The following is a 20,048-nucleotide window of genomic DNA, read 5'->3' as shown; positions in this document are numbered from 1 at the left end:
TTAAAATTTATTTTTTATTCTACTATGAAAAAGATTTTATCTTAATTAAAATACGTCCCATATCTTTTAGTGTCAAATCAACTAAATAAAGATCAGCTACACTTTTACTAAAATAAACTCGAAAGTTTTCTACCTTACCCAAATAATCGATATCATAATCTATTCCCAAATCTATTGGATAGATTTTTAACTGATTGAGTGATTCGATTCTATAGAGTTTATCATCTCTAATGATATAACCTACGTATGGATTGATTCGATCATGTATCGAGTGTGTTGATTGGATAAAAAATATATCGTGTTGATTGTCTTGTGGGAGAAGAACCGTAGTATTGCTTAGGCTCAACGAAACATCTAAAAAAAGTGTTTGTTTTATCTGTTCTATCTTTTTGATTTTATTAGTTGCTTTATCATACTGTTTATTTTGTATATTTAACTCAGCATAACTTTTGTACAAAAAAACCATCATAATCGAAAGGATGACAATAGAGATCATCAACTCTATAAGTGTAAATGCTTTTCTCATTGGATTTTTACTCGTAGCATTGAAGATGAGAAGTTTTTAGACTCTATTTTTGTTTTTCCTATCTCTAAAACACTTCCTGTTGGTGTTTCTATCGCATTCTCTTCTTCATAAGTTACACTTACTTTTATATCTTTTAATTCACGTCGTAGATCATTTTCCAAATCAAATTCACTTACCAATTCATTTAAAGAGATATTACTTTTATCAAAACCGTATTTAGCAGAGTTGCCAAGTAAAAAAGTATTGTATTGTGTTTCATTTATGGAGTCTTGCAACCAAAAAAGTTTTGTATTTGCATCCCCTTTGACTTGAAACATTGCAGCAATCACTACACTTACTATAAGTACAGCGATCATTACTTCTAAAAGTGTAAAAGCGTTGCGTTTTTTACGCATGTCCTATACCAATACGGATAGCTTCATCAAGTGAAGTCTCCCCTGCAAGTAACATAATGTGGAGTTGTTTTGCAATTGTTTTGAGTCCATCTTTTTCCAACTCTGTTTTAATCGTATGTTCATCTGTAGTTGTTTTTAAGAGGTCTTTTACACGGTCATTCATGATTAAAAGCTCACCAATTGAGCGACGTCCAGCGTAACCTGTGTAGTTACACTCTTTACACCCACACGCTTTATATATTTTTGCATCACTTGGAAGATTATAATCCTCACTAAAATTCTCAGCAAGTTCATCTTCCTCTTTACAATGCTCACAGAGTACACGTACTAAACGCTGTGCCAAAATTCCAAGTAAAGAAGATGAGATCAAAAACGGCTCAATATGCATATCGGCAAGTCTTGAGATTGTCGCTGCTGCTGAGTTTGTATGCAGAGTTGAGAAAACCAGGTGTCCTGTCAGTGCTGCACGAACTGCAATTGAAGCAGTTTCTTCATCACGAATCTCCCCAATCATAACAACATCCGGATCTTGACGTAAAATAGAGCGAAGTGCAGAAGCAAACGTTAACCCCACTTTTTCATTTACTTGAATTTGTGAGATGTTATCACTTTTGTATTCCACTGGGTCTTCAACAGTGATAAGATTTTTATGCGGCTCTTCAACCTCACGTAAAAATGAGTGTAGTGAAGTTGTTTTACCACTTCCAGTAGGCCCTGTTACTAAGATGATTCCATGTGATGATCGAAGCAATTTTTTTACATCATTAATGAGTGAATCGTTAAATCCTAGTTCAGTTATCTCTGGGATTTGAGAGCTTTGCATCAAAAGCCTCATAACAACACGTTCACCATAAAATGTTGGAAGAATAGAGACACGAATATCTAAAACTTCACCTGCAATTTTAATCTGTGTACGTCCATCTTGAGGGATACGTTTTTCTGAAATATCTAAGTTTGAGATAACTTTGATACGGCTTACTATAAGGTTTACTATCTTTTTATCAAGATCAGCATTTTTTGTAAGCATCCCATCTATACGAAAACGGACTTCCCCTTTGTTTTCATGCACTTCAATGTGAATATCTGATGCACGTTTTTTTACTGCTTGATAAAAAAGAGCATTTACAAACTTGATAATTGGAGCTGATTCTTCACTTGTTAAAATATCTGCTGATGTTCGTAAAAAGTCTGTTAAAGAGAGTTCCTCTTCAGTTGATTCTTCACTTGTAGAATCCCCTTTCATAGTCTCTATCTCTTTATCGGTTCGCAGTTCTAAAAAGCGATTATAGAGTCTATCAAATGAGTCTTCATCAAGAAGATAAAGTGGATATTTATTTACTAGTTTTGAGTAATAGTTACTTGCTTGTGAAAGATAACGTTTGGAAGTAAATGCATACACTTCATCATCTAACTGACTAAAAAGAAGATAGTTTTTTACAGAGATATTTGTCTGTAGGTCTTCAACTTCTACAGGTTCTAGATGAAGATTATGGAGTGGTTCAATGTTGAGCATTTTTCTCTACTTCTTCTTTTTGTTTTTTTTGTTCTTCTAAACTTTTAAAAACTTCTATATCATACTCCCTTTGAAGTTTTGCTAATACTCCTAATTCCTCTTGTAGTTTAGAGAGCTGTTCACTTTTATTGATTACATATGGAGTTAACATAACAACTAAATTATCCTCTTCAGTTTCTGTTGTTGTTGAAGAGAAAAGATACTCACCTATAAAAGGGATATCTCCAAGTAAAGGCACTTTGTTCACTGATGTTGTATCGTATACCTTTACAAGTCCACCTATAATAATACTCTCACCATGACGTAAAATAGCTTGTGTTTTTACCTCTTGTTTTGATGTTGTTGGCTGTCTTACTGGCTCACCACTTGCATCAAGTCCAGTATCAGTAACATTTTCCAAAACTGCTTCAACATCAAGTGTAACTTTATCTATTGAAGATACACGAGGTTTTATTTTGAGTGTTAAACCAACATCTTCACGTTTATAACTTGTTGTAGTTCCAGAAGTAGTTGTACCTGTTACACTTCCTGTTGCGATAGAGATAGTTTTACCAACATAGATTGATGATTCTTTGTTATTTACACATAAAATAGATGGACTACTTATCGCCTTTGAAGCACCATTTGTCTCTAAAAAGTCCAATGTCGCTCCAAGTGCAAAATTTACTGTAGGAATATCTACATAACTAAGTATATCATCACTTAAAGCGATAGATGCCCCACCAAAATTTGTTGCTAATGTATAAAGCCCTCCACTAGAAACTGTACCCCCATCAAACCCATACTTGATTCCTAAAGATTCTGCTTCATTTTTATTGATCTCTACTATTTTTGCTTGTACATATACTTGATATTTCTCTTTATCAAGCTCATCAATAATTTTTTTAATCCCTTTAATAATCAATGGATCACCGATCACTACAATAGAGTTTATCTCTGCACTTGAAGATACATTTGGTTTCATTGATGGGTCTTTAAATGTTTGTTTAGCAATGATGTCTGTAATTGTTTTTAAAACTGCTTCTGAATCAGAGTTTTTAAGCTCAAATATTTGTACTGTGTTATTTATATTTGATTCCACATCAAGTTTAGTGATAATATCTGTAAGTTTTTTAACATTTTTTTCTTCACCAACAAAAATTAAACCATTGAGATTTTCATCTACAACAATGTTTACTTGCTGTGCATCTATCTTTTGATTGAAAATAGATTTTTGAAGCTCAGCCAACTTTCCTTGCATCTTTTGTGCTTCTGTATTTTTTAGAGTAACTATTTTGACTATATTTGTAACATTATTCTCAAGATCACCTATAACTTGTTTGATAGTTTCAATATTTTTTGGATAGTCAGTGATTAGGAGTGTATTTGTTTCTTTCATCGTCATGAGTTTTGCAGTTTTAGAGATGAGATATCTTATTTTTGCTGCAATTACATCAACATTTTCACTTTTAACTTCAATAGCTTGTGTAACCATTGTAGAACCATATAGTTTTTTGTTTTTTGCAATTACTGGTACATTTTGGTTTGCCGCATCAGTTGAACGAATAACCTCATACATTGAACCTTTTTGAATAAGTGTATACCCTTTAGATTCAAGTACTTCAATAAGAAGATCAATCAACTCATCATCATAAATAGGTGTAGAACTGATAAAATCAACTGTACCATTTATCTTATTGGTTACAAGAATATTTTTATGCGTTATCTTAGAAACCAATTCTATGAAGTCATCTATTTTTAGATTTGAAAAGTTAACATTGACCTTTTCTCTTGCATCCAAACTTACAATAAGTAAGAGTGTAATTATAAAAATTTTAATGAAGTTCATATATGATTTCCTTTTCTTGATTATTACGTAAGACTACTAATTCTAAAGTGTCTATTTTATCAATATTTTGATACAAATCCATAGCAGCTTTGTATGAATTCATCTCTATATTGTTTGCTTTGATGATAACATCACCTTTTTGAAGTCCAAGTTCAGCGATTTTTGAATCTTTTTTGATTTTATCTATTCTAAACCCTGTAATCTTTTCCCCTTCAAACACTTCATTGATCGCTATGTCTTGCCAAATCTTTACTGGATTTTTTCTATAAAAAGCAATATCACTTTTTTGCACTTCATGAGAACTTTCATCAGAATTTTCTGGCGTAACATAGTTTTTTGTATCTAATGTTTTTTTTGTATTTAAAGAAACTACATACTCTTTAGAATTTTTTTCAAAGATAACATCAAAAGCTTGTATAGATTTTAATGTATACCCCTCATACACTTCACCTACAGAGATAACTGAAGTTTTATCTGGTGCATTTTTCTTTGCGACAATTGCAAACCCATTTTTACCTTTTCCATAAAGCCCACTGAGTATGATTGTACTAATGTTTGTTGTTGACGTTTGCTGTTTGTGACCGACAACAACTTTTGATTTCTCAAGCATGTTTTTAAAATCAATTCGTTTATAGCTTTGTGCGTAAGAGTTTGTTATCTCATTTTCAACACCATTACTTGGCAAATACCACCAAAGTCCTAAACTCACAATTTTTGCCAATAGTACAAGGACTAAAATCTTCGTTACAACAGTTAAAAGTTTTGAATTAGAGAGCTTTGGCATATGTATACTCCCCATTAGATTGTTTTTTAAACTCTCTGAGTGTTGTTTGATATTTCGAGTGCATCAGTTTAGATGGTTGCAATACCAGTGATAGATTTTGATCAAGTAAAGACAATTCTCCATCTACTACACCAAAGTCTCCATTAGCAGAGATAGTGACTGCCAATGGATTGATTATAGAGTAGTTTATAGAGATATGTTCTACATCTTGTGGTACAAAACTTTCTAAAAATGATGCTAGTTTCACATTCTCAATAGATACAGAGTTATACAATCCTAAAATAATAACATTTGCTTTTTCTACATTTGCAGCTTCAATATTTTGTCCATATACTTGCGCATGTTCAATCCCTAAAGAAAATAAATTATCCTCTAAACTTTCATGAGAGATTATTACATCAAATGGTTGTAATTTTTTTTCAGCAAAATAGTATACACTTTGTTTTGGGGTAAACATGATAAGTGCTAGTACAAACACTAAAAAATATCCAAGAGATAAACCAAGTTTTTTTACCATTTTATCTCCATTTCCAAACTTGCTTTATTACTATCTAATTTTGAAATGTTTAGCTTGGATATATCGTAGTTTCCATTTAAAATTTTTCCCATTAAAGAGTTAAGTTCATTTGCATTTAATGATGAAGCACTTATTTTTATAGACTCTTTTGAAGGGGTTGAAACAATTTGTGCAGACTTTAAAGAGGGCTGTTTTAAAATTCTTTGCAATGCACTATTTGTCTTTTTTTGATCGTTATATACTTGTTCTAAAACACTCAATTTCGTAGCGACTTGTTTACTCTCTTGGTATTCTACTTTTGCAGTACGTAAGTCATCTTTTAAAACACCTAGTTTAAAAAATAAAAATACCAATACTGTAAAAAGTAATGCACCAATATGTAATGGATTTACTTGATTCATAAAGTCACCTCTATCTCGAGCAGATGATCTTTCAAAGTAGATTTTAGGTTCGCTTTATATGCAACTAAACCTTGAAGTATCTGCTTCTTTGTCACTTCATCTATCTCTTGTAAAGTGATATGTAAAACTTTATTTTTCAACTCTATTTTTGTAATTTTTTGTCGAATTTGTAACTTCAATATATCCTCTAAAATATTTCTGAGTTTTGTTTGTTTTTGATATGTAGTTTCATACTCTGATAAAACTGCTTTATTTTGCATCATTGTCGAATAAAGTTTATACTCTGAAAGTAGTTTCTCTTGTTCTTCTTCAACTGCACTAATTTTTTGTGAAGTTATAAACATCTCAATCATTAAAACAACGATAAATACACCAAGTAATATACCCACTTTATTGAGACTACTTTTGTCAATTATGTGAGAAAACTGTTGTAATTTGATTGTTTTATTGGAACGTTGAATTGAAGTAAGTGAGAGAAATTTTACTTCCTCTAACCACTCAATCGGAGCAAGAAAAATGATCCCATTATCGACCACTAAAGCTTCATTATCATTGATCTTACATGGTGTTGAACCTTGGAGCTCTGTTTGTGCAAAATAAACATTTTCAACACTTGAAGCTGAAATATTTTTTTTATTTAACTCATCTAATATTTTTTTATCTTCATAGGCAAAAGCTATAAACTCTTCACCCTCTTTAAAAACTGCATAATTATAGTTTCCATCGGGCAAAATATCTTCAAAAATTGAGGGCAAAAGCTTTCTTGCATCTCTTATATATTTTACAGGTAATGAGAGCTTTTTTACCCAGTATAATGATGGAGAGAGAATAATGTCAATTTTTGCACCCTCTGCCACTCTTGGTCTCGTTTGAGAATGGGGGTCTAAAAAAACAATACTGTTTGTCTTTTTAAATTTCGTAAACAAAGTTATACCCCTTTTTGTCTTTGATGCTATACTCAAAACTTATATGTGAAATAAAATTATCTTTTATTATATCCATTTTTACCTGTAAATAAGGTTCGAAGAAACTATAGCTAAACTTGTTTAACCGTTTGATTTGTTCTTCATTTAATTGCAAATCATCTACAGATTTGTATATATTTTCTCCAGAACCAAAAACTTCTGCTTGTGAAACATCCATTCCAGTTAAAAGCTCCCATACTTGTGGAGTAGCATAGTTTAGATCAATAGATACATTGTCATCATGTGCATATGAAAAAAGATTATCAAAGTCAATTACATCAAGCGTATCATCTCTATACTCTTTTTTATAAAAATCATTCAGTTTTTTCAAATGCTTTTTTGAGGCGATATAGTCACGAAACAGCTCTGGTTGCTCTTCAAACAATCTTGTAAAATAGCTATTGTCCTCTTTGATCCCAGAAATAGAGTCTTTTAAAATATCTATATACTCCCCTCTTACGTTGTAACGACCTAAATAATCATAAAGATATTCCTCTTGATCTTTTGTCATTTGGTTGATACAAAACTCTCTTCGTGCACTTGTAATATGTAGAACCAAACGCACCCCTTGATGCTCAAATGTGATAAACCCACTGCTACTTAAAAAGGTATATAAATCTTCTGGTGCTTCATCTTTTATCAAATCTTGTAACTCAGTTGCACCATTTAAAAGATTTAAAACATCATCTACAAACACAAAGTTTTGGTACAGCATCGTTTCTTGTTCAACATACTGTGATGCTTTATTTATCTGCTTAAGTGCATAGCCGATAGCTACCGTAATGACAATGACAAACATTACAGTGATTAAAAGTGCTATACCTGTTCTTGAACTCTTCATCAACGTATACTCATTGAAAAAATTGGTAACAGCATCGCTGCGACTATAAAGCCTATACTTCCACCTACAAACAACATAAGAGCTGGTTCAAGCAAAGTTAAAAGTAAAGAGATTTTATCCCTGTTTTCTTCAAAATAGAGTTCAGATATATTACTCAAAACATTTTGAACTTCCGATGTCTCTTCTCCAAGAGCAATTGCTTGGATAAAAGCATCATCAAGTTTTGTATCTGCATTGTAAAGTGCATGGGAGAGTAGTTTCCCTTCTACCACCTTTTTACTTGCATCTAAAAAGAGTTTTTTGATCACTTTGTTTGTTAAAATATTTGCACTCATATTGATCGTTTGTACAAATACAACACCTGATCGTGTTAACAGTGAAGCTATGTATGAAAAACGTGCAAGTTCACTTTTGAGGATAATTGTACCAAAGAGTGGAACTTTGAGCATCATTGCATCAACAAAATAAGCAAAACTATATACTTTTTTCTTGAGTGTTACAAACAGTGCTACAAATGCAAAAATGGCTGCTAAGATAACTTGAAAATTATTACTAAAAAAATCTCCAAGTGCTATAACAATCTTGGTAGGTCGAGGTAACTCCTGATCCATACTTTCAAAAATCCCAGTGATTTGCGGTACAACATAAGTAAGCATAAATGCAATCATCACTAAAGAGATAATAATCATAAAAGATGGATAAGCAAAAGCACCTTTGATCTCTCTTGCTATACGCTCTTGCTCTTTTAAAAAGCGAGATAACTCTATCAATACTTCATCGAGCATTCCACCATCTTCACTTACACGGATAGATTCTACATAAAAATCTGGCAGAGTAACTACATCTTGTGATTTAAGGGCTGTATAGAAATTTTCACCCTCATCAAGATGGGTATTTACTGTAGTGATAAAAAGTTTGAGTTTTTTGTTTTGTGCATAATGGGTTTGTACAATTTTGAGTGCAGATACTATACTCATCCCAGAGCGTATATACATAGCGAGTTCGCGAGAGAGATGTGCTAACTCTTTTGCAGAGATTTTATAACGTTTTTTAAGTTTAAACTTCTCGTAAAAAGGGAGTGAATCCTCTTTTATAGAACTGTAAATGATCCCATTTGCTTTGAGTTTAGCTTTTACCTCATCAAGGTTTGCAGCTTCAAGTCGTTCAGAAACATTTTTACCAGTTTTATCTATACCTTTATACTTAAAAATCATTATTTAACTTCTTGGATTAACTTCTCTTTTTCACTTGTGCACTCTTCTAAAGAATCATACACTTTTACACTCTCAAAGTACTCAGTAAAATCATACACTTTTTCTTGAAATGCTACGATATACTGATCGGATACTTTGTCACGACCTACATTAAAAACAAAACACTCTGACAACTCTTGTGGCACTAAACCTTGTGAATAACTATATCTATAAACCTCAATAGAATCATCTATGATATCTTCGATAGTCGCTACCTCTTCATCATCTACATACAATTTACATGTACTACAATCATCTTTACAGATTAGTTTCGCAGTTTGTCCATCTTGCATCTGCTTAATCATAAAACTTTTGAGTGTTTTTAAATTAAGTTTTTCTTGCTCATCACCTACACTATGGAGTTTTGTTATCACAAGAGTATAAACAACCCCAATGATAACAATCACTATCATCAACTCTATAAGTGAAAAAGCTTTTCTCAAAACTTATTTACACTCACTTAGTTTAATATCAGCAGCCTCATCTTTTCCACCCTCTTTTTTATCAGCACCCAGTGAAATAAGCTCTACTTTTCCATCAGTGTTTATATAGATGAACTCTTGTCCCCAAGAATCTTTTGGCATTTTGCCATCTTTAAAATATTTATCATCTTGTGTAAGAATCTTTAAACCCTCAGCAGTTGAGGGGTATACACTATTTTTTATCTTGTACATATCTAACGCACCATCATAAATACTTTTCATCTGTACACATACAAGATCACGCTTTGCTTCTTCACCTCTACCTGTTAAACTTGGCATAACCATCGCTGCTAAGAGTCCAAGTATAACGATAACTATCATCAGTTCTATCAAAGAGAACGCATTTCTTTTCATAAACAAGACCTTTTTAAAATTGTTAGAATAGTATTATATATTGATTACATGAATATTACATGAAAGTTACAAAATTTTGTGAAATTTCAGGAAGATTTGGTAGTTATAATGGTGGACTTATCTAGCAAATACTAGATAAGTCTAGAGTATACCCTATTAAGATTATTATTGTTGAGTAAAGTTTTGTGCCTCTGCTAGAGAATAAAAATAATAATCTACACCACATTCACTATATGATATACCATCAGTTGACTCGTAACAATCTGTTGTAATATATGTTGTGCTTTGGGCAGTCATAATATGTTTATTAACAAAAGGTTCATTTTCAAATGTTCCAGATGTGATCATATTTCCACTTACAATTTCCCAATTGGCAGTTAAAGACATTCCTTGTGTTTCACCAGAGATTCCTGCATATGTACCTGTACCATTAGCATTGAAAGATAAACTACTGATCGTCCACCCTGTTATATCATCATAATAAACTTCATAAACAGTATTACCAGATACCATCTCATTTGTAAACTCTAAAGTTTCTACAGCAGTCGTGTTGTCATCAGTTAAATCTGCTTGATATGTACTCATGTATGTTTGCATATCACTAACCTTTGAGTATGCACTAATCCATTGAGTAAAGTTTGCATTATTCAAATCCAAGCTTGTTAAATCGATATTAAAAGTCTCTGTAGCACTTACTTCACCCCATTTTGATTCTTCAATTTGATTTGACGTATCATCTGCATAATAAAGAACCTCGTTATAACTAAGATCATCCGTGTTTGTAACATTTATATTTAATGCACCCCCAATAAAAGTGTTTAGTTGTGTTTTTGTTGCATCTGAAAAAACAGGGAAAAGAGCTGATGTAGAACTAAGACCAGTAGCAGGAGTCTGCGTAATAGAAACTTTATATGTTTTCACAACACTACCCGATACTGTAGGATTTTCTGGATCAGTTGTATTGAGTTCATTGTTATAAAGTTCAAATACGAACTGATCTCCTACTTGCAAATTAGCAGGGTTGAGTGAAAATCTATCATCAAAAGCTATATAATCATCCGCGATACTATTGTCAACAAGTTGAGCATCATATGGCCATAGCTCTCCAGAATCATTATCTTGTAAGTAAACAGTTGTATCAGAAACTATAGTTCCATTTCTCTCTACATATACTTTTGCAGAATGGAGTGCACCTGTACTATCATTGTTTGTAGTAATAATATCATTAGCTATTAACCATGCACCACAGCTAACCCAAGAATTACCACTTTCTGTTTCAGTCTTATCACATACAAAGTCTGCTTGTAATTCAACAATTTGTTGGTTTCCATAAAGAAGCCATGTCGTGCCATTCTTTTTAAAGGCTGTTGGAATTGTATCGGCAAGTTGAGAATTTTTATATAGATAAAGTACTGCATTAGCTAAACCTGAAGTTGTATTGATATCTTCAACTTCTAATTGAATTGTAACTCCATTTAATTCATTATTTGTTACTATTTCTGAGACGAATAGAACTTTATTATAGTCATCTTGTAAAAAATCATCATCAACAAGTGCATTTAACTGAGCTTCGGTTGGACTTCCATTGTATCCATTGAGTGTATCAATCTGAGCAAATATTTTTTGCATATCAGTCAAACTATCCCCTGAATTTTCTGGTGTTGTGAGAGGATCAGTACTGTCGTTGTTATCATCAGAAAAATTATCTGTGATCTCATCATTATTAAGTAGATTTTTAATTGTAACTGTATTTGCTGCTTCATCCGTTTCAAATCTAAGAATATCAAGTGCACCATCTAAGCCTGAATGATCTGTTGAAAATGATGTTGTCAGAAGATCGATAGAACTATCTACACCTAACTCTGTGAAAACATTTTGTAATTTTGTCTGTAATTCAGCTTTTTGCACTTGAAGTTCAGTAGCATCTAAAGAACCTTCAGCACCATCAAAAAAATCTTCTGCTAAGGTTTGTGCAACATTCGCAATAATTAAATCAGTAAATGGAGTGATATTAATTGTTCCGTTGATATCATCAGCTGATGCATAAGAATAATATTTTACATTTTTCCCTGCAACTTTTCCCTCTGCCTTTAGTCTTATTGGAGGTGTTAGACCATCAACATCAATATTATATGTTCCATCTGCTGCGATAGAACCACTTGCAGTATTCCCATTTACATCCTTGAGATATACTGTCCCAATTATAGGTAAACCTGCAGCTGCTGTACCTGTCAAATAACTTGTTGATGTTTGAGTACCACTACTATCACTACTTCCACCTCCGCCACATGCTGTCATTAATATACTAAAGACAACACTTACAATTACCACCAATGTTTTTGAAAACATACGAACTCCTTTTTTTATCTCTTTTTAATCTTACTATCATAACGTCACATATTTCGTCACATTATAAAAATTAAGTTTTGTAGGTTAGAATTTGTTTATGAAAGTAGCTATTCAAATTTTTTTCATGCTTTTTTTGAGTGTTTCACTCCATGCCTACAAGATAGATCAATCAACTTCAAATGTATATTTGTTAGATAAAAGTGAAATCTTTTTAGATCATACAAACTCGCTTACAAAAGAGCAGATATTTTCACAACAGTTTTCAAAAAACACACAAAAAGTTATAAATTTAGGAATAGCACCAGATACTGCTTTATGGACAAAGTTTACTTTAAAAAACACTACAAATAAGCAAATTACAAAAGTTTTAGAATATGAAAATTCTGAAACAGAAGATATCTTATTTTATGATGGCAATAACACAATTATAGATGGTATGTTTCATCACAGAACCTCTCGAGATTCACTCAATCCAGCTTTTAAAATAACACTCCAACCTTTTGAAGAAAAAACGTATTTCATTAAAGGGCATTGTAAAATTTCAACATTTGTTATGAAACTAGTTTTATGGAATGAAGCAGATTTTTTTCATCATAATTATCAAGAAAAAATCTATCTACTCATCTTTTTTACAATCTTAGTTACTCTTTTAGTTTATAACTTTATGCTTCTACTTTTTACTAAAGATGTTGTTTATCTTTATTATCTTTTATATCTTGTGGGGGTTATATTATTTGAATCGATCTATCTTGGTGTAGCACAACTATACCTTTTTACAAATGAGATTTCTGAATTTGTCACAAAAGCAACCGTTTTTTACATCATCATACTTGTTATACCTATGATTTTATTTGCAATAGAGTTTTTAAAAACTATACGATTTCCAAAAATTCACAAATTTTTAAAATTTTATCTTTATATTCTTCCTGTTATTGCGCTTTTAAGTTTTGATAATTTCTTGTTTACACTCAACATTATGCCTATCTTTTTTCCTCTAGCAATCGTTATGGTGTATGTTGGTTTTCATGCATATAAAGCAGGAACGAAAGAGGCTATAGTTTACTTAATTGGTTGGACATTCTTAATAATCTCTTTAGTCTTATCAGTTATCCAATCGCTAGGCTGGTACAATGTATTTGAACATTTTCGGCATATCAATGAACTCGCTTTTACGTTAGAAGCTTTCACCTTTTCTATAGCTCTCGCTTATCGTATAAAACGTTTAAATGCTCAAAAAAATACCCTCAACCAAAAACTGATAGAACTCCAAAAAAACGAACAACAAAGATTACAACAACTTGTACAACAACAAACTAAAGACCTCCAAGCATCCTTAGAAGAAAAAGAGTTGCTCTATCAAGAGTTGCAACATAGGGTGAAAAATAATCTTGCTATGGTTATCTCTTTACTTCAACTTCAAATTAATCAAATCTCTCAAAGTGAAGTAAAAACAGAACTTATCATAGCTTCAAATAGAATCAACTCTTTTGCAAAACTGTACGAACTACTTCATTTAAAAGATAACTCACAAGAGTTATTTACAGAGGTATACTTTACAAATATCATTCAAAATATTCAAATGAATTTTAAAAAAACTGTAAAAACCATTTATGATATAAAATACAATATCTCTCCAAAAGATTCTATCTATTGTGGCTTGATTTTAAATGAGCTTGTTACCAATTCATTTAAATATGCATTTGATAAGAATGGGACTATTTCCATCAGTGTCTATAAAGAAAACAACCATATCATTATGTCAGTTGCTGACAATGGCTCAGGCTATGATGAGAGTAAAACAAAAAACTCTTTAGGTTTAACAATTATAGAAACATTAAGTACGAAACAACTTCATGCATCAATAAATAAAGAGATTGACAATGGGACAAAAGTCACTTTAAAATGGGAAGAAAAGGGATAATTATGCATAAATTAAATGTGCTTATAGTTGAAGATGAAAGTTTACTCGCTCTAGAATTAGCTACAAAAATTGGGCAATATAACTTTAATGTTGTAGATTATGTTACCGATGTAAACAGTGCTAGTCTCATTCTTCAAAATAATACTATCGATCTACTCATTATGGATATTAATCTCAACAATACTATAGATGGCATCGAGTTTTATAAAACCTTAGCTGTTTCACCTATGCTCATCTATATCTCAGCATATACAGATGAGAAAACATTAAATAGAGCAGTCACTACACAACCTCTTGGTTATTTAGTCAAACCATTCAATGAAAAAGAGCTCCTTGCCCTACTCAAACTTGCTGAGTTTACTTATAACTCTAAAAATTGTTTATATACACTTCCAAATAATTTTTCATTTGATATGAAAAATAACACACTTTTTTATGGAACAAACCATATAAACATCTCTGGGAAAAAACTAAAACTTTTAAAGTTATTGATTGAAGCAAATGGAAACTACATACCATTTAATGAACTAGAACGTGAACTCTATCCAGACACTCCACCAAGTGAATCTTCGTTACGAACTCTTATCTATAGACTCCGAAAAGAGCTTAAAGATGACATGATTGAAACCGAAAGAACTTATGGTATACGATTAAAAATGACAAATTAACACTTAATTCTACAATTTTTAGATATACTTCTTCTCATAGTGAAAGATGAGGATATATCATCTTTAGTGTAATTTGCTCTATCTGTGTTAAACTCTCTAAAGAATCTCCAAATATTTTACGAAAACAAAAACAACAAGGTTACTCAATGGCAGAACTCCTAAGCGGATCAGTAAAATGGTTCAATGATGAAAAAGGTTATGGATTTATCCAGCAAGAAAATGGTGGCAAAGATTTATTTGTTCACTTTCGTCAAGTAAACAACCCAAATGGTGGGAGAGTTTCTCTTGCTGAGGGACAAAAAGTTACTTTTGAAGTTGGTGAGGGACAAAAAGGTCCTCAAGCTGAAAACGTAACAGCTATCTAACTTATTTTGCGCTCTTTATGAGTGCAAAACACTCTTTTGCAATTTCCAACTCCTCATCTGTTTCAATCACAAAAGTTTTTATATCTTTAAACATTGCATTATCTAAGATTTTTTCACGTATTATTTGTGAATGTTCCCCTATGCCACCACTAAACACTAAAGCATCAACGTTTCCACCAAGTAAAACCAAATACGATCCTATATATTTTTGAATACGTCGTACCATTATATCTATAGCAAGTTTTGCTCTCTCATCATCTCTTATTAATATTTCACGCACATCATTTTCACCACAGATGCCGATAAGTCCTGACTTTTTATTTAAAATTATATCAACCTCATTTGCACTGAGTCCTAATGAATTTTGCATAAAAAGTACTATCTCAGCATCTATATCTCCGCTTCGGCTTCCCATTATCAGCCCTTCAAGTGGAGTAAATCCCATAGAGATATCTATACTTTTCCCATTTTTTATAGCACAAATACTTTCACCATTTCCAAGGTGTAATGTTATAAGATTTGTACTTTCTAACTTTTTTTCTAAATGTTTTGCAGCCTCTTGTAAAAGATACTTATGCGAAGTTCCATGAAACCCATAACGTCTTATATGATGCTTTTCATAAAGTTCATATGGCAGTGCATATAGATATGCTTCTTTTTGCAAAGTTGTATGAAAGGCAGTATCAAAAACTGCGTATTGTGGAGTATGGGGCAGAAGTTTTTGCATCAACTCTATCCCTTGTAAATTTGCGGGGTTGTGCAGTGCTGCAAGTGGGATAAGTGAGCGTATAGTTTGCATCACATCTTCATCTATCAAAACTGCATTGCTAAACTTTTCCCCACCATGAACAACGCGGTGTCCTACAATGTCTATAGTATTAAAATCCATCTCTAAAGTATTTAGTGCTTGTTCATGGTTTTGTACTATAGAACCACTCTCGCCTATATGTTCAATCAACTCTGAATAAAGTACTTTTTGACTTGCTAGTTCAAGCACTTTAACTTTTAATGAAGAGCTTCCAGCATTAACAACTAATATTTGCATTTTGTCCCGCTTGTATCGCTGTTATAGCGATGGTATTGACAATATCTGCAACCAAACATCCACGACTAAGATCATTCACTGGTTTTTTAAGTCCTTGAATGATAGGTCCAATTGCAACCGCTCCACTACTTCGCTGTACTGCTTTATAGGTGTTGTTTCCAGTGTTTAAATCAGGGAATATAAATACACTCGCCTCTCCTGCTACTTTTGAGTCTGAAAGTTTTTGACGAGCTACTTCTTTATTTATCGCTGCATCATATTGTATAGGACCTTCTACTAGTAAGTCAGGTGCTTTTTGTTTTACTATTTGAGTTGCTTCTTTTACCTTTTGTACCTCTGTTCCGCTTCCACTCTCCCCTGTTGAGTATGAAAGCATTGCAACTTTTGGCTCAATATCGAAAAGTTTTGCAGTGCTCGCCGAAGCAATAGCAATGTCAGCTAATGTAGAAGCATCTGGGTCTTGGTTGATCGCACAATCGCCATATACTAAAACTTTTGTCTCAAAACACATCAAAAATACTGAAGAAACTACAGAGATACTTGACGGTGTTTTTATGATTTGCAAGGCTGGTCGCATCGTGTCTGCTGTTGAGTGGATTGCCCCACTTACCATCCCATCTGCATAACCACACTCCACCATCATAGTTGCAAAGTAGTTCGAGTGCATCATTGCATCTTGTGCACCTTGGAGTGTCAGCCCTTTTGCTTTTCTCATGTTGTAAAATTTTTCTACAAACTCCTCCATCAGTTGTGAAGTTTGAGGGTTTATAATCTGTGCACGTGAGAGATCAAGTCCCAAGCGAAGATAGTTTTGCTCTATCTTTTTTTCATCTCCAAGTAAAATAATGTCTGCAACATCACGACGCAGTATAATCTCAGCAGCTCGTAAAATCCGTTCATCTTTACTCTCAGGCAGGACTATTTTCTTTTTATCTTTACTTGCCATCGCAAAAAGTTTGTACTCAAACATTTGTGGTGTCATAATGTCACTAAAGTTATCTACTATTTTTTGCTCAATCACACTCAAATCTATGCTATTGTAAAACTCCCCAAGAGCTAGAGCTATTTTACGCTCAGATGAAACTCGAAAACGTGGATGTATATTCATGATATTTTTAGCTGTATTGTATGTATCTGTAGTGACTGAAAGTATAGGGATTTTAAAACTTTGCAGCCCGTCTATAAGTTTTTCTATATTTGGATGTATCGACATATCAAATGGAAAAACAATCCCGCTAATATTTGGATAATTCGCAGAGTGCAGTGCTCCTAAAAGTCCTAAAATAATATCTGAGCGATCTGCTGGAACAATGATAAGGTCATCCTCTTGGATATGTTCTAAAAAATTATCTAACGTAAGTGCAGCTACACGGACATTTTTAAACGTTCGAGCATAATCATGCTCATCCACATATACCTCTTTTGCCCCCAATCCCTCAAACAAATCTTGGATAGTAGAAAAACTCAACTCTTCATTCTCTTGGACTATAAAATGAGTATATTCACTCTTTTGTAGTAATCTTTTTAACTCTGTATAATTCTCTTTACTTACACGATTTATAAAAGTTGCAAAATGGTTTGAAGCCTCTAAAGTAATTTTTTTATTTTCTATCAAAAAATCTTCGTAAATATCTTGTCGCATTTTATCTTTTGCACCAATAATATTGATATACCCACTACCAAAGTTTTTTGCAATCTCTAAGTTAAAATTTTTAGAGATTGTAGCACTCAAACTATCTAAACTAATCCCTTCACATAAAACAAAATCGTAGTTTTTTTCTAAATTTTTGAATTTTTGTATAAGTTGATTGAGTAACTCTTTTTCTTTGTTTTGCGATAACATCTGTTCTATATAAGCCACATCAAAACCTATACACTCATCATAGCTAATGTCAAGTTTATAGCGCCCAAGTAAAAACTCAACGTTATAGTCTCTTTTATTTTTATCGTACGTTATAGGTCGAAAAAATGCAACGCGGTGCAACTTTCGTTTTAGCACCTCCATCATCCCCATAGAGACAAACAGTGAACCAACATTTTTTTCATTTGAAGCTATGTAGAGTGATTTTATTTGCATACCTGACATCCTTTCTCACGCGACCCACAAAAGTTTCGAAAGTCTTTAAAGAAGTTTCGAAGAAAACTACTTTAAAGACGCTCTTTCAAACATTACACTATAATTCTATCTAAAAATGGAAACTTATGTGTATATGTGGCAATGAAAAAGATTTTAGTGCATGTTGTGAGCCGATAATCACAAAACAAAAGCAACCTCAAAACGCCGAAGAGCTTATGCGAAGCAGATACTCTGCCTACGTTAAAGCAGATGCTGAGTACCTTGTATATTCCTCTGTAAAAGAGAACCAATACCAAGAAGATATAGCACTTATCGAAGAGTTTTCAAACTCTGTTGAATGGCTCAAACTTGATGTGTTAGATGTACAAGAAACAACCGTAGAGTTTAAAGCATACTACCGCGATACAAACGGGATTCAAGTTCTCCATGAAAAAAGTAACTTTGTTCAAGAAGATGGAATCTGGAAATATAAAGACGGAGAACTTTATAACTCAAAAATTGAGCGTAATGAGACTTGCCCTTGTGGAAGTGGGAAAAAATATAAAAAGTGTTGCGCTTAGGCAGAGGTTGTTACCAACCTATACCTAGCCCAACAACATAACGTCTATCTTCAAGTTGACCCATTTCACCACCAAGTTGCTCTTGATATGTTGCAGCTTGTAGTTTTAAAACTGTCAATTGAAAATCAACACCCATTGTATATGCACCTTGATACAATCCACCATTAAGTGTTAAAGTTGCCCAAGAGTTATCTAAAACTTGAGCACTTACACCAGCACGAAGATGACGTAATACCTCATAAGAGATATCACTGCTAATATATTTTGCAGATTGTGAGTCATACACTAATGCTTGTTGTGAGCCAAGAGCATCTACATAATCAACTGCAATTATAAAGTCAGCATACTCTGTTTTTGGTGAAACTGATACTCCCAGGTTTACACTTAGAGGCTGTGCACCATAAGCATCATCAAAATTGAGTGTTCCAATATTCATAACACTTAAACCAATGGTAGGATTCCAATAATCACTAGGAAATGGCGCATATAAAACTCCCAGATCAACTGCAAAACCAGAATTATCAACCTCATATGTATCTTGAAGGTATTGTGCTAAATCATCACTATTTGCATCTATCTCAGCTACATCTAAACTAGCATCGTACGATTTTTGTGAAATGAACTTTGCACCAACCCCTATAGTAAGTTCCCCTGGCAATCCTGGCAAAACCTCACCGAAATTTTGTGCAACGCCTAGTTGTAAGCCGCTATATGCTCGACCATGTGCTTCTAAAAGACCTGCATTTCCACTATTTGCATGTGGTAGTAAATTTATATCCCCTGATGCTAAAAGACCAACTGACCATGCAAGATCATCTTCTGTATGGTATGAGACTGAAGAGTAGTTTGCTACAGTAATGTTAAAAGCTTCGCCAGAGTAATCTTGTAGTACTTTAGAAATATCTTCTGAATTTTCCGTATCGGCTGCATCACTCAAATCATTTGCAAAATCTTGCATCTTTTGTGATGCTGCAACTGATAATCCTAAAAGTTCTACTTCTATCCCATGACTCTTTTTAATATTGATAAGTCCTGCTGGATTGTAAAATACAGCACTTGAGTATCCACCAACTGCTGTGTTTGCACTCCCCATTCCCATCACTCTTGGATCTTTATAAACAAACTCTTGCTGGGAAAAATCTGCATATAAAACTGAACTAAATGCTATGAGTGAAAGTGTTAATATCTTTTTCATTCTCTTCCC

General features: G+C 32.9%; 20 protein-coding genes. 4 read left to right on the top strand and 16 right to left on the bottom strand.

Annotated features, from left to right (window positions below; genetic code table 11):
• Positions 1-22: 22 nt before the first annotated feature.
• The 13 genes from ACQY56_RS09685 to ACQY56_RS09625 form a co-directional block, all read right to left on the bottom strand.
• On the bottom strand, positions 23-526 hold the full coding sequence (locus ACQY56_RS09685) for a type II secretion system protein (RefSeq protein ID WP_428738051.1): 504 nt from the start codon (positions 524-526) through the stop codon (positions 23-25).
• Entirely contained in the window at positions 523-921 is a 399-nt protein-coding gene (locus tag ACQY56_RS09680) for a PulJ/GspJ family protein (RefSeq protein ID WP_428738050.1), read from the bottom strand. Before ACQY56_RS09680 ends, ACQY56_RS09685 begins: the two co-directional genes overlap by 4 nt.
• On the bottom strand, positions 914-2,434 hold the full coding sequence (locus ACQY56_RS09675) for a GspE/PulE family protein (RefSeq protein WP_428738049.1): 1,521 nt from the start codon (positions 2,432-2,434) through the stop codon (positions 914-916). Before ACQY56_RS09675 ends, ACQY56_RS09680 begins: the two co-directional genes overlap by 8 nt.
• Complete coding sequence (locus tag ACQY56_RS09670; RefSeq protein ID WP_428738048.1) at positions 2,421-4,262, bottom strand: secretin N-terminal domain-containing protein; 1,842 nt, start codon at positions 4,260-4,262, stop codon at positions 2,421-2,423. Before ACQY56_RS09670 ends, ACQY56_RS09675 begins: the two co-directional genes overlap by 14 nt.
• A complete protein-coding gene (locus tag ACQY56_RS09665; protein ID WP_428738047.1) occupies positions 4,249-5,046 on the bottom strand; it encodes a hypothetical protein in 798 nt (265 codons plus the stop codon). Before ACQY56_RS09665 ends, ACQY56_RS09670 begins: the two co-directional genes overlap by 14 nt.
• Complete coding sequence (locus ACQY56_RS09660; RefSeq protein ID WP_428738046.1) at positions 5,030-5,563, bottom strand: hypothetical protein; 534 nt, start codon at positions 5,561-5,563, stop codon at positions 5,030-5,032. Before ACQY56_RS09660 ends, ACQY56_RS09665 begins: the two co-directional genes overlap by 17 nt.
• Positions 5,557-5,964, bottom strand: coding sequence for a hypothetical protein (locus ACQY56_RS09655; protein WP_428738045.1), 408 nt, complete (start codon positions 5,962-5,964; stop codon positions 5,557-5,559). The genes ACQY56_RS09660 and ACQY56_RS09655 overlap by 7 nt, the downstream gene beginning before the upstream one ends.
• On the bottom strand, positions 5,961-6,890 hold the full coding sequence (locus ACQY56_RS09650; protein WP_428738044.1) for a hypothetical protein: 930 nt from the start codon (positions 6,888-6,890) through the stop codon (positions 5,961-5,963). Before ACQY56_RS09650 ends, ACQY56_RS09655 begins: the two co-directional genes overlap by 4 nt.
• Positions 6,874-7,770, bottom strand: a complete 897-nt coding sequence (locus ACQY56_RS09645) for a hypothetical protein (protein ID WP_428738043.1) — start codon at positions 7,768-7,770, stop codon at positions 6,874-6,876. Before ACQY56_RS09645 ends, ACQY56_RS09650 begins: the two co-directional genes overlap by 17 nt.
• The gene (locus tag ACQY56_RS09640; RefSeq protein WP_428738042.1) at positions 7,770-8,984 is read right to left on the bottom strand and encodes a type II secretion system F family protein; all 1,215 of its coding nucleotides are present in this window, start codon (positions 8,982-8,984) and stop codon (positions 7,770-7,772) included. The genes ACQY56_RS09645 and ACQY56_RS09640 overlap by 1 nt, the downstream gene beginning before the upstream one ends.
• A complete protein-coding gene (locus tag ACQY56_RS09635) occupies positions 8,984-9,466 on the bottom strand; it encodes a prepilin-type N-terminal cleavage/methylation domain-containing protein (protein WP_428738041.1) in 483 nt (160 codons plus the stop codon). The genes ACQY56_RS09640 and ACQY56_RS09635 overlap by 1 nt, the downstream gene beginning before the upstream one ends.
• A 3-nt stretch (positions 9,467-9,469) precedes the next feature.
• Positions 9,470-9,859: a type II secretion system major pseudopilin GspG gene (gspG, locus tag ACQY56_RS09630; RefSeq protein WP_428738040.1), complete on the bottom strand. Its 390-nt coding sequence runs from the start codon at positions 9,857-9,859 to the stop codon at positions 9,470-9,472.
• 165 nt (positions 9,860-10,024) lie between these two features.
• Positions 10,025-12,208, bottom strand: a complete 2,184-nt coding sequence (locus tag ACQY56_RS09625; protein WP_428738039.1) for a hypothetical protein — start codon at positions 12,206-12,208, stop codon at positions 10,025-10,027.
• A 97-nt stretch (positions 12,209-12,305) separates the two neighbouring features.
• On the opposite strand from ACQY56_RS09625, the gene ACQY56_RS09620 reads away from it, so the two are divergent.
• From ACQY56_RS09620 to ACQY56_RS09610, 3 genes are all read left to right on the top strand, one after another.
• Positions 12,306-14,129, top strand: a complete 1,824-nt coding sequence (locus tag ACQY56_RS09620; RefSeq protein WP_428738038.1) for a 7TM diverse intracellular signaling domain-containing protein — start codon at positions 12,306-12,308, stop codon at positions 14,127-14,129.
• A gap of 2 nt (positions 14,130-14,131) precedes the next feature.
• Entirely contained in the window at positions 14,132-14,797 is a 666-nt protein-coding gene (locus ACQY56_RS09615; RefSeq protein WP_428738037.1) for a response regulator transcription factor, read from the top strand.
• Between the two features lie 146 nt (positions 14,798-14,943).
• Positions 14,944-15,162: a cold-shock protein gene (locus ACQY56_RS09610; protein WP_428738036.1), complete on the top strand. Its 219-nt coding sequence runs from the start codon at positions 14,944-14,946 to the stop codon at positions 15,160-15,162.
• Position 15,163: 1 nt separating this feature from the next.
• Here ACQY56_RS09610 and ACQY56_RS09605 read toward each other — a convergent pair whose 3' ends face one another.
• On the bottom strand, positions 15,164-16,207 hold the full coding sequence (locus ACQY56_RS09605) for an acetate kinase (protein ID WP_428738035.1): 1,044 nt from the start codon (positions 16,205-16,207) through the stop codon (positions 15,164-15,166).
• Positions 16,188-18,284: a phosphate acetyltransferase gene (gene pta, locus ACQY56_RS09600; protein ID WP_428738034.1), complete on the bottom strand. Its 2,097-nt coding sequence runs from the start codon at positions 18,282-18,284 to the stop codon at positions 16,188-16,190. Before pta ends, ACQY56_RS09605 begins: the two co-directional genes overlap by 20 nt.
• Positions 18,285-18,409: 125 nt before the next feature.
• On the opposite strand from pta, the gene ACQY56_RS09595 reads away from it, so the two are divergent.
• Complete coding sequence (locus ACQY56_RS09595; protein WP_428738033.1) at positions 18,410-18,844, top strand: YchJ family protein; 435 nt, start codon at positions 18,410-18,412, stop codon at positions 18,842-18,844.
• A gap of 10 nt (positions 18,845-18,854) precedes the next feature.
• Here ACQY56_RS09595 and traF read toward each other — a convergent pair whose 3' ends face one another.
• Positions 18,855-20,039: a conjugal transfer protein TraF gene (gene traF, locus ACQY56_RS09590; protein WP_428738032.1), complete on the bottom strand. Its 1,185-nt coding sequence runs from the start codon at positions 20,037-20,039 to the stop codon at positions 18,855-18,857.
• Between the last annotated feature and the right edge of the window lie 9 nt (positions 20,040-20,048).

The organism is Sulfurimonas sp., from assembly GCF_050296975.1.
Taxonomy (GTDB): domain Bacteria; phylum Campylobacterota; class Campylobacteria; order Campylobacterales; family Sulfurimonadaceae; genus Sulfurimonas.
This window is presented reverse-complemented; position numbering and strand designations above follow the sequence as displayed.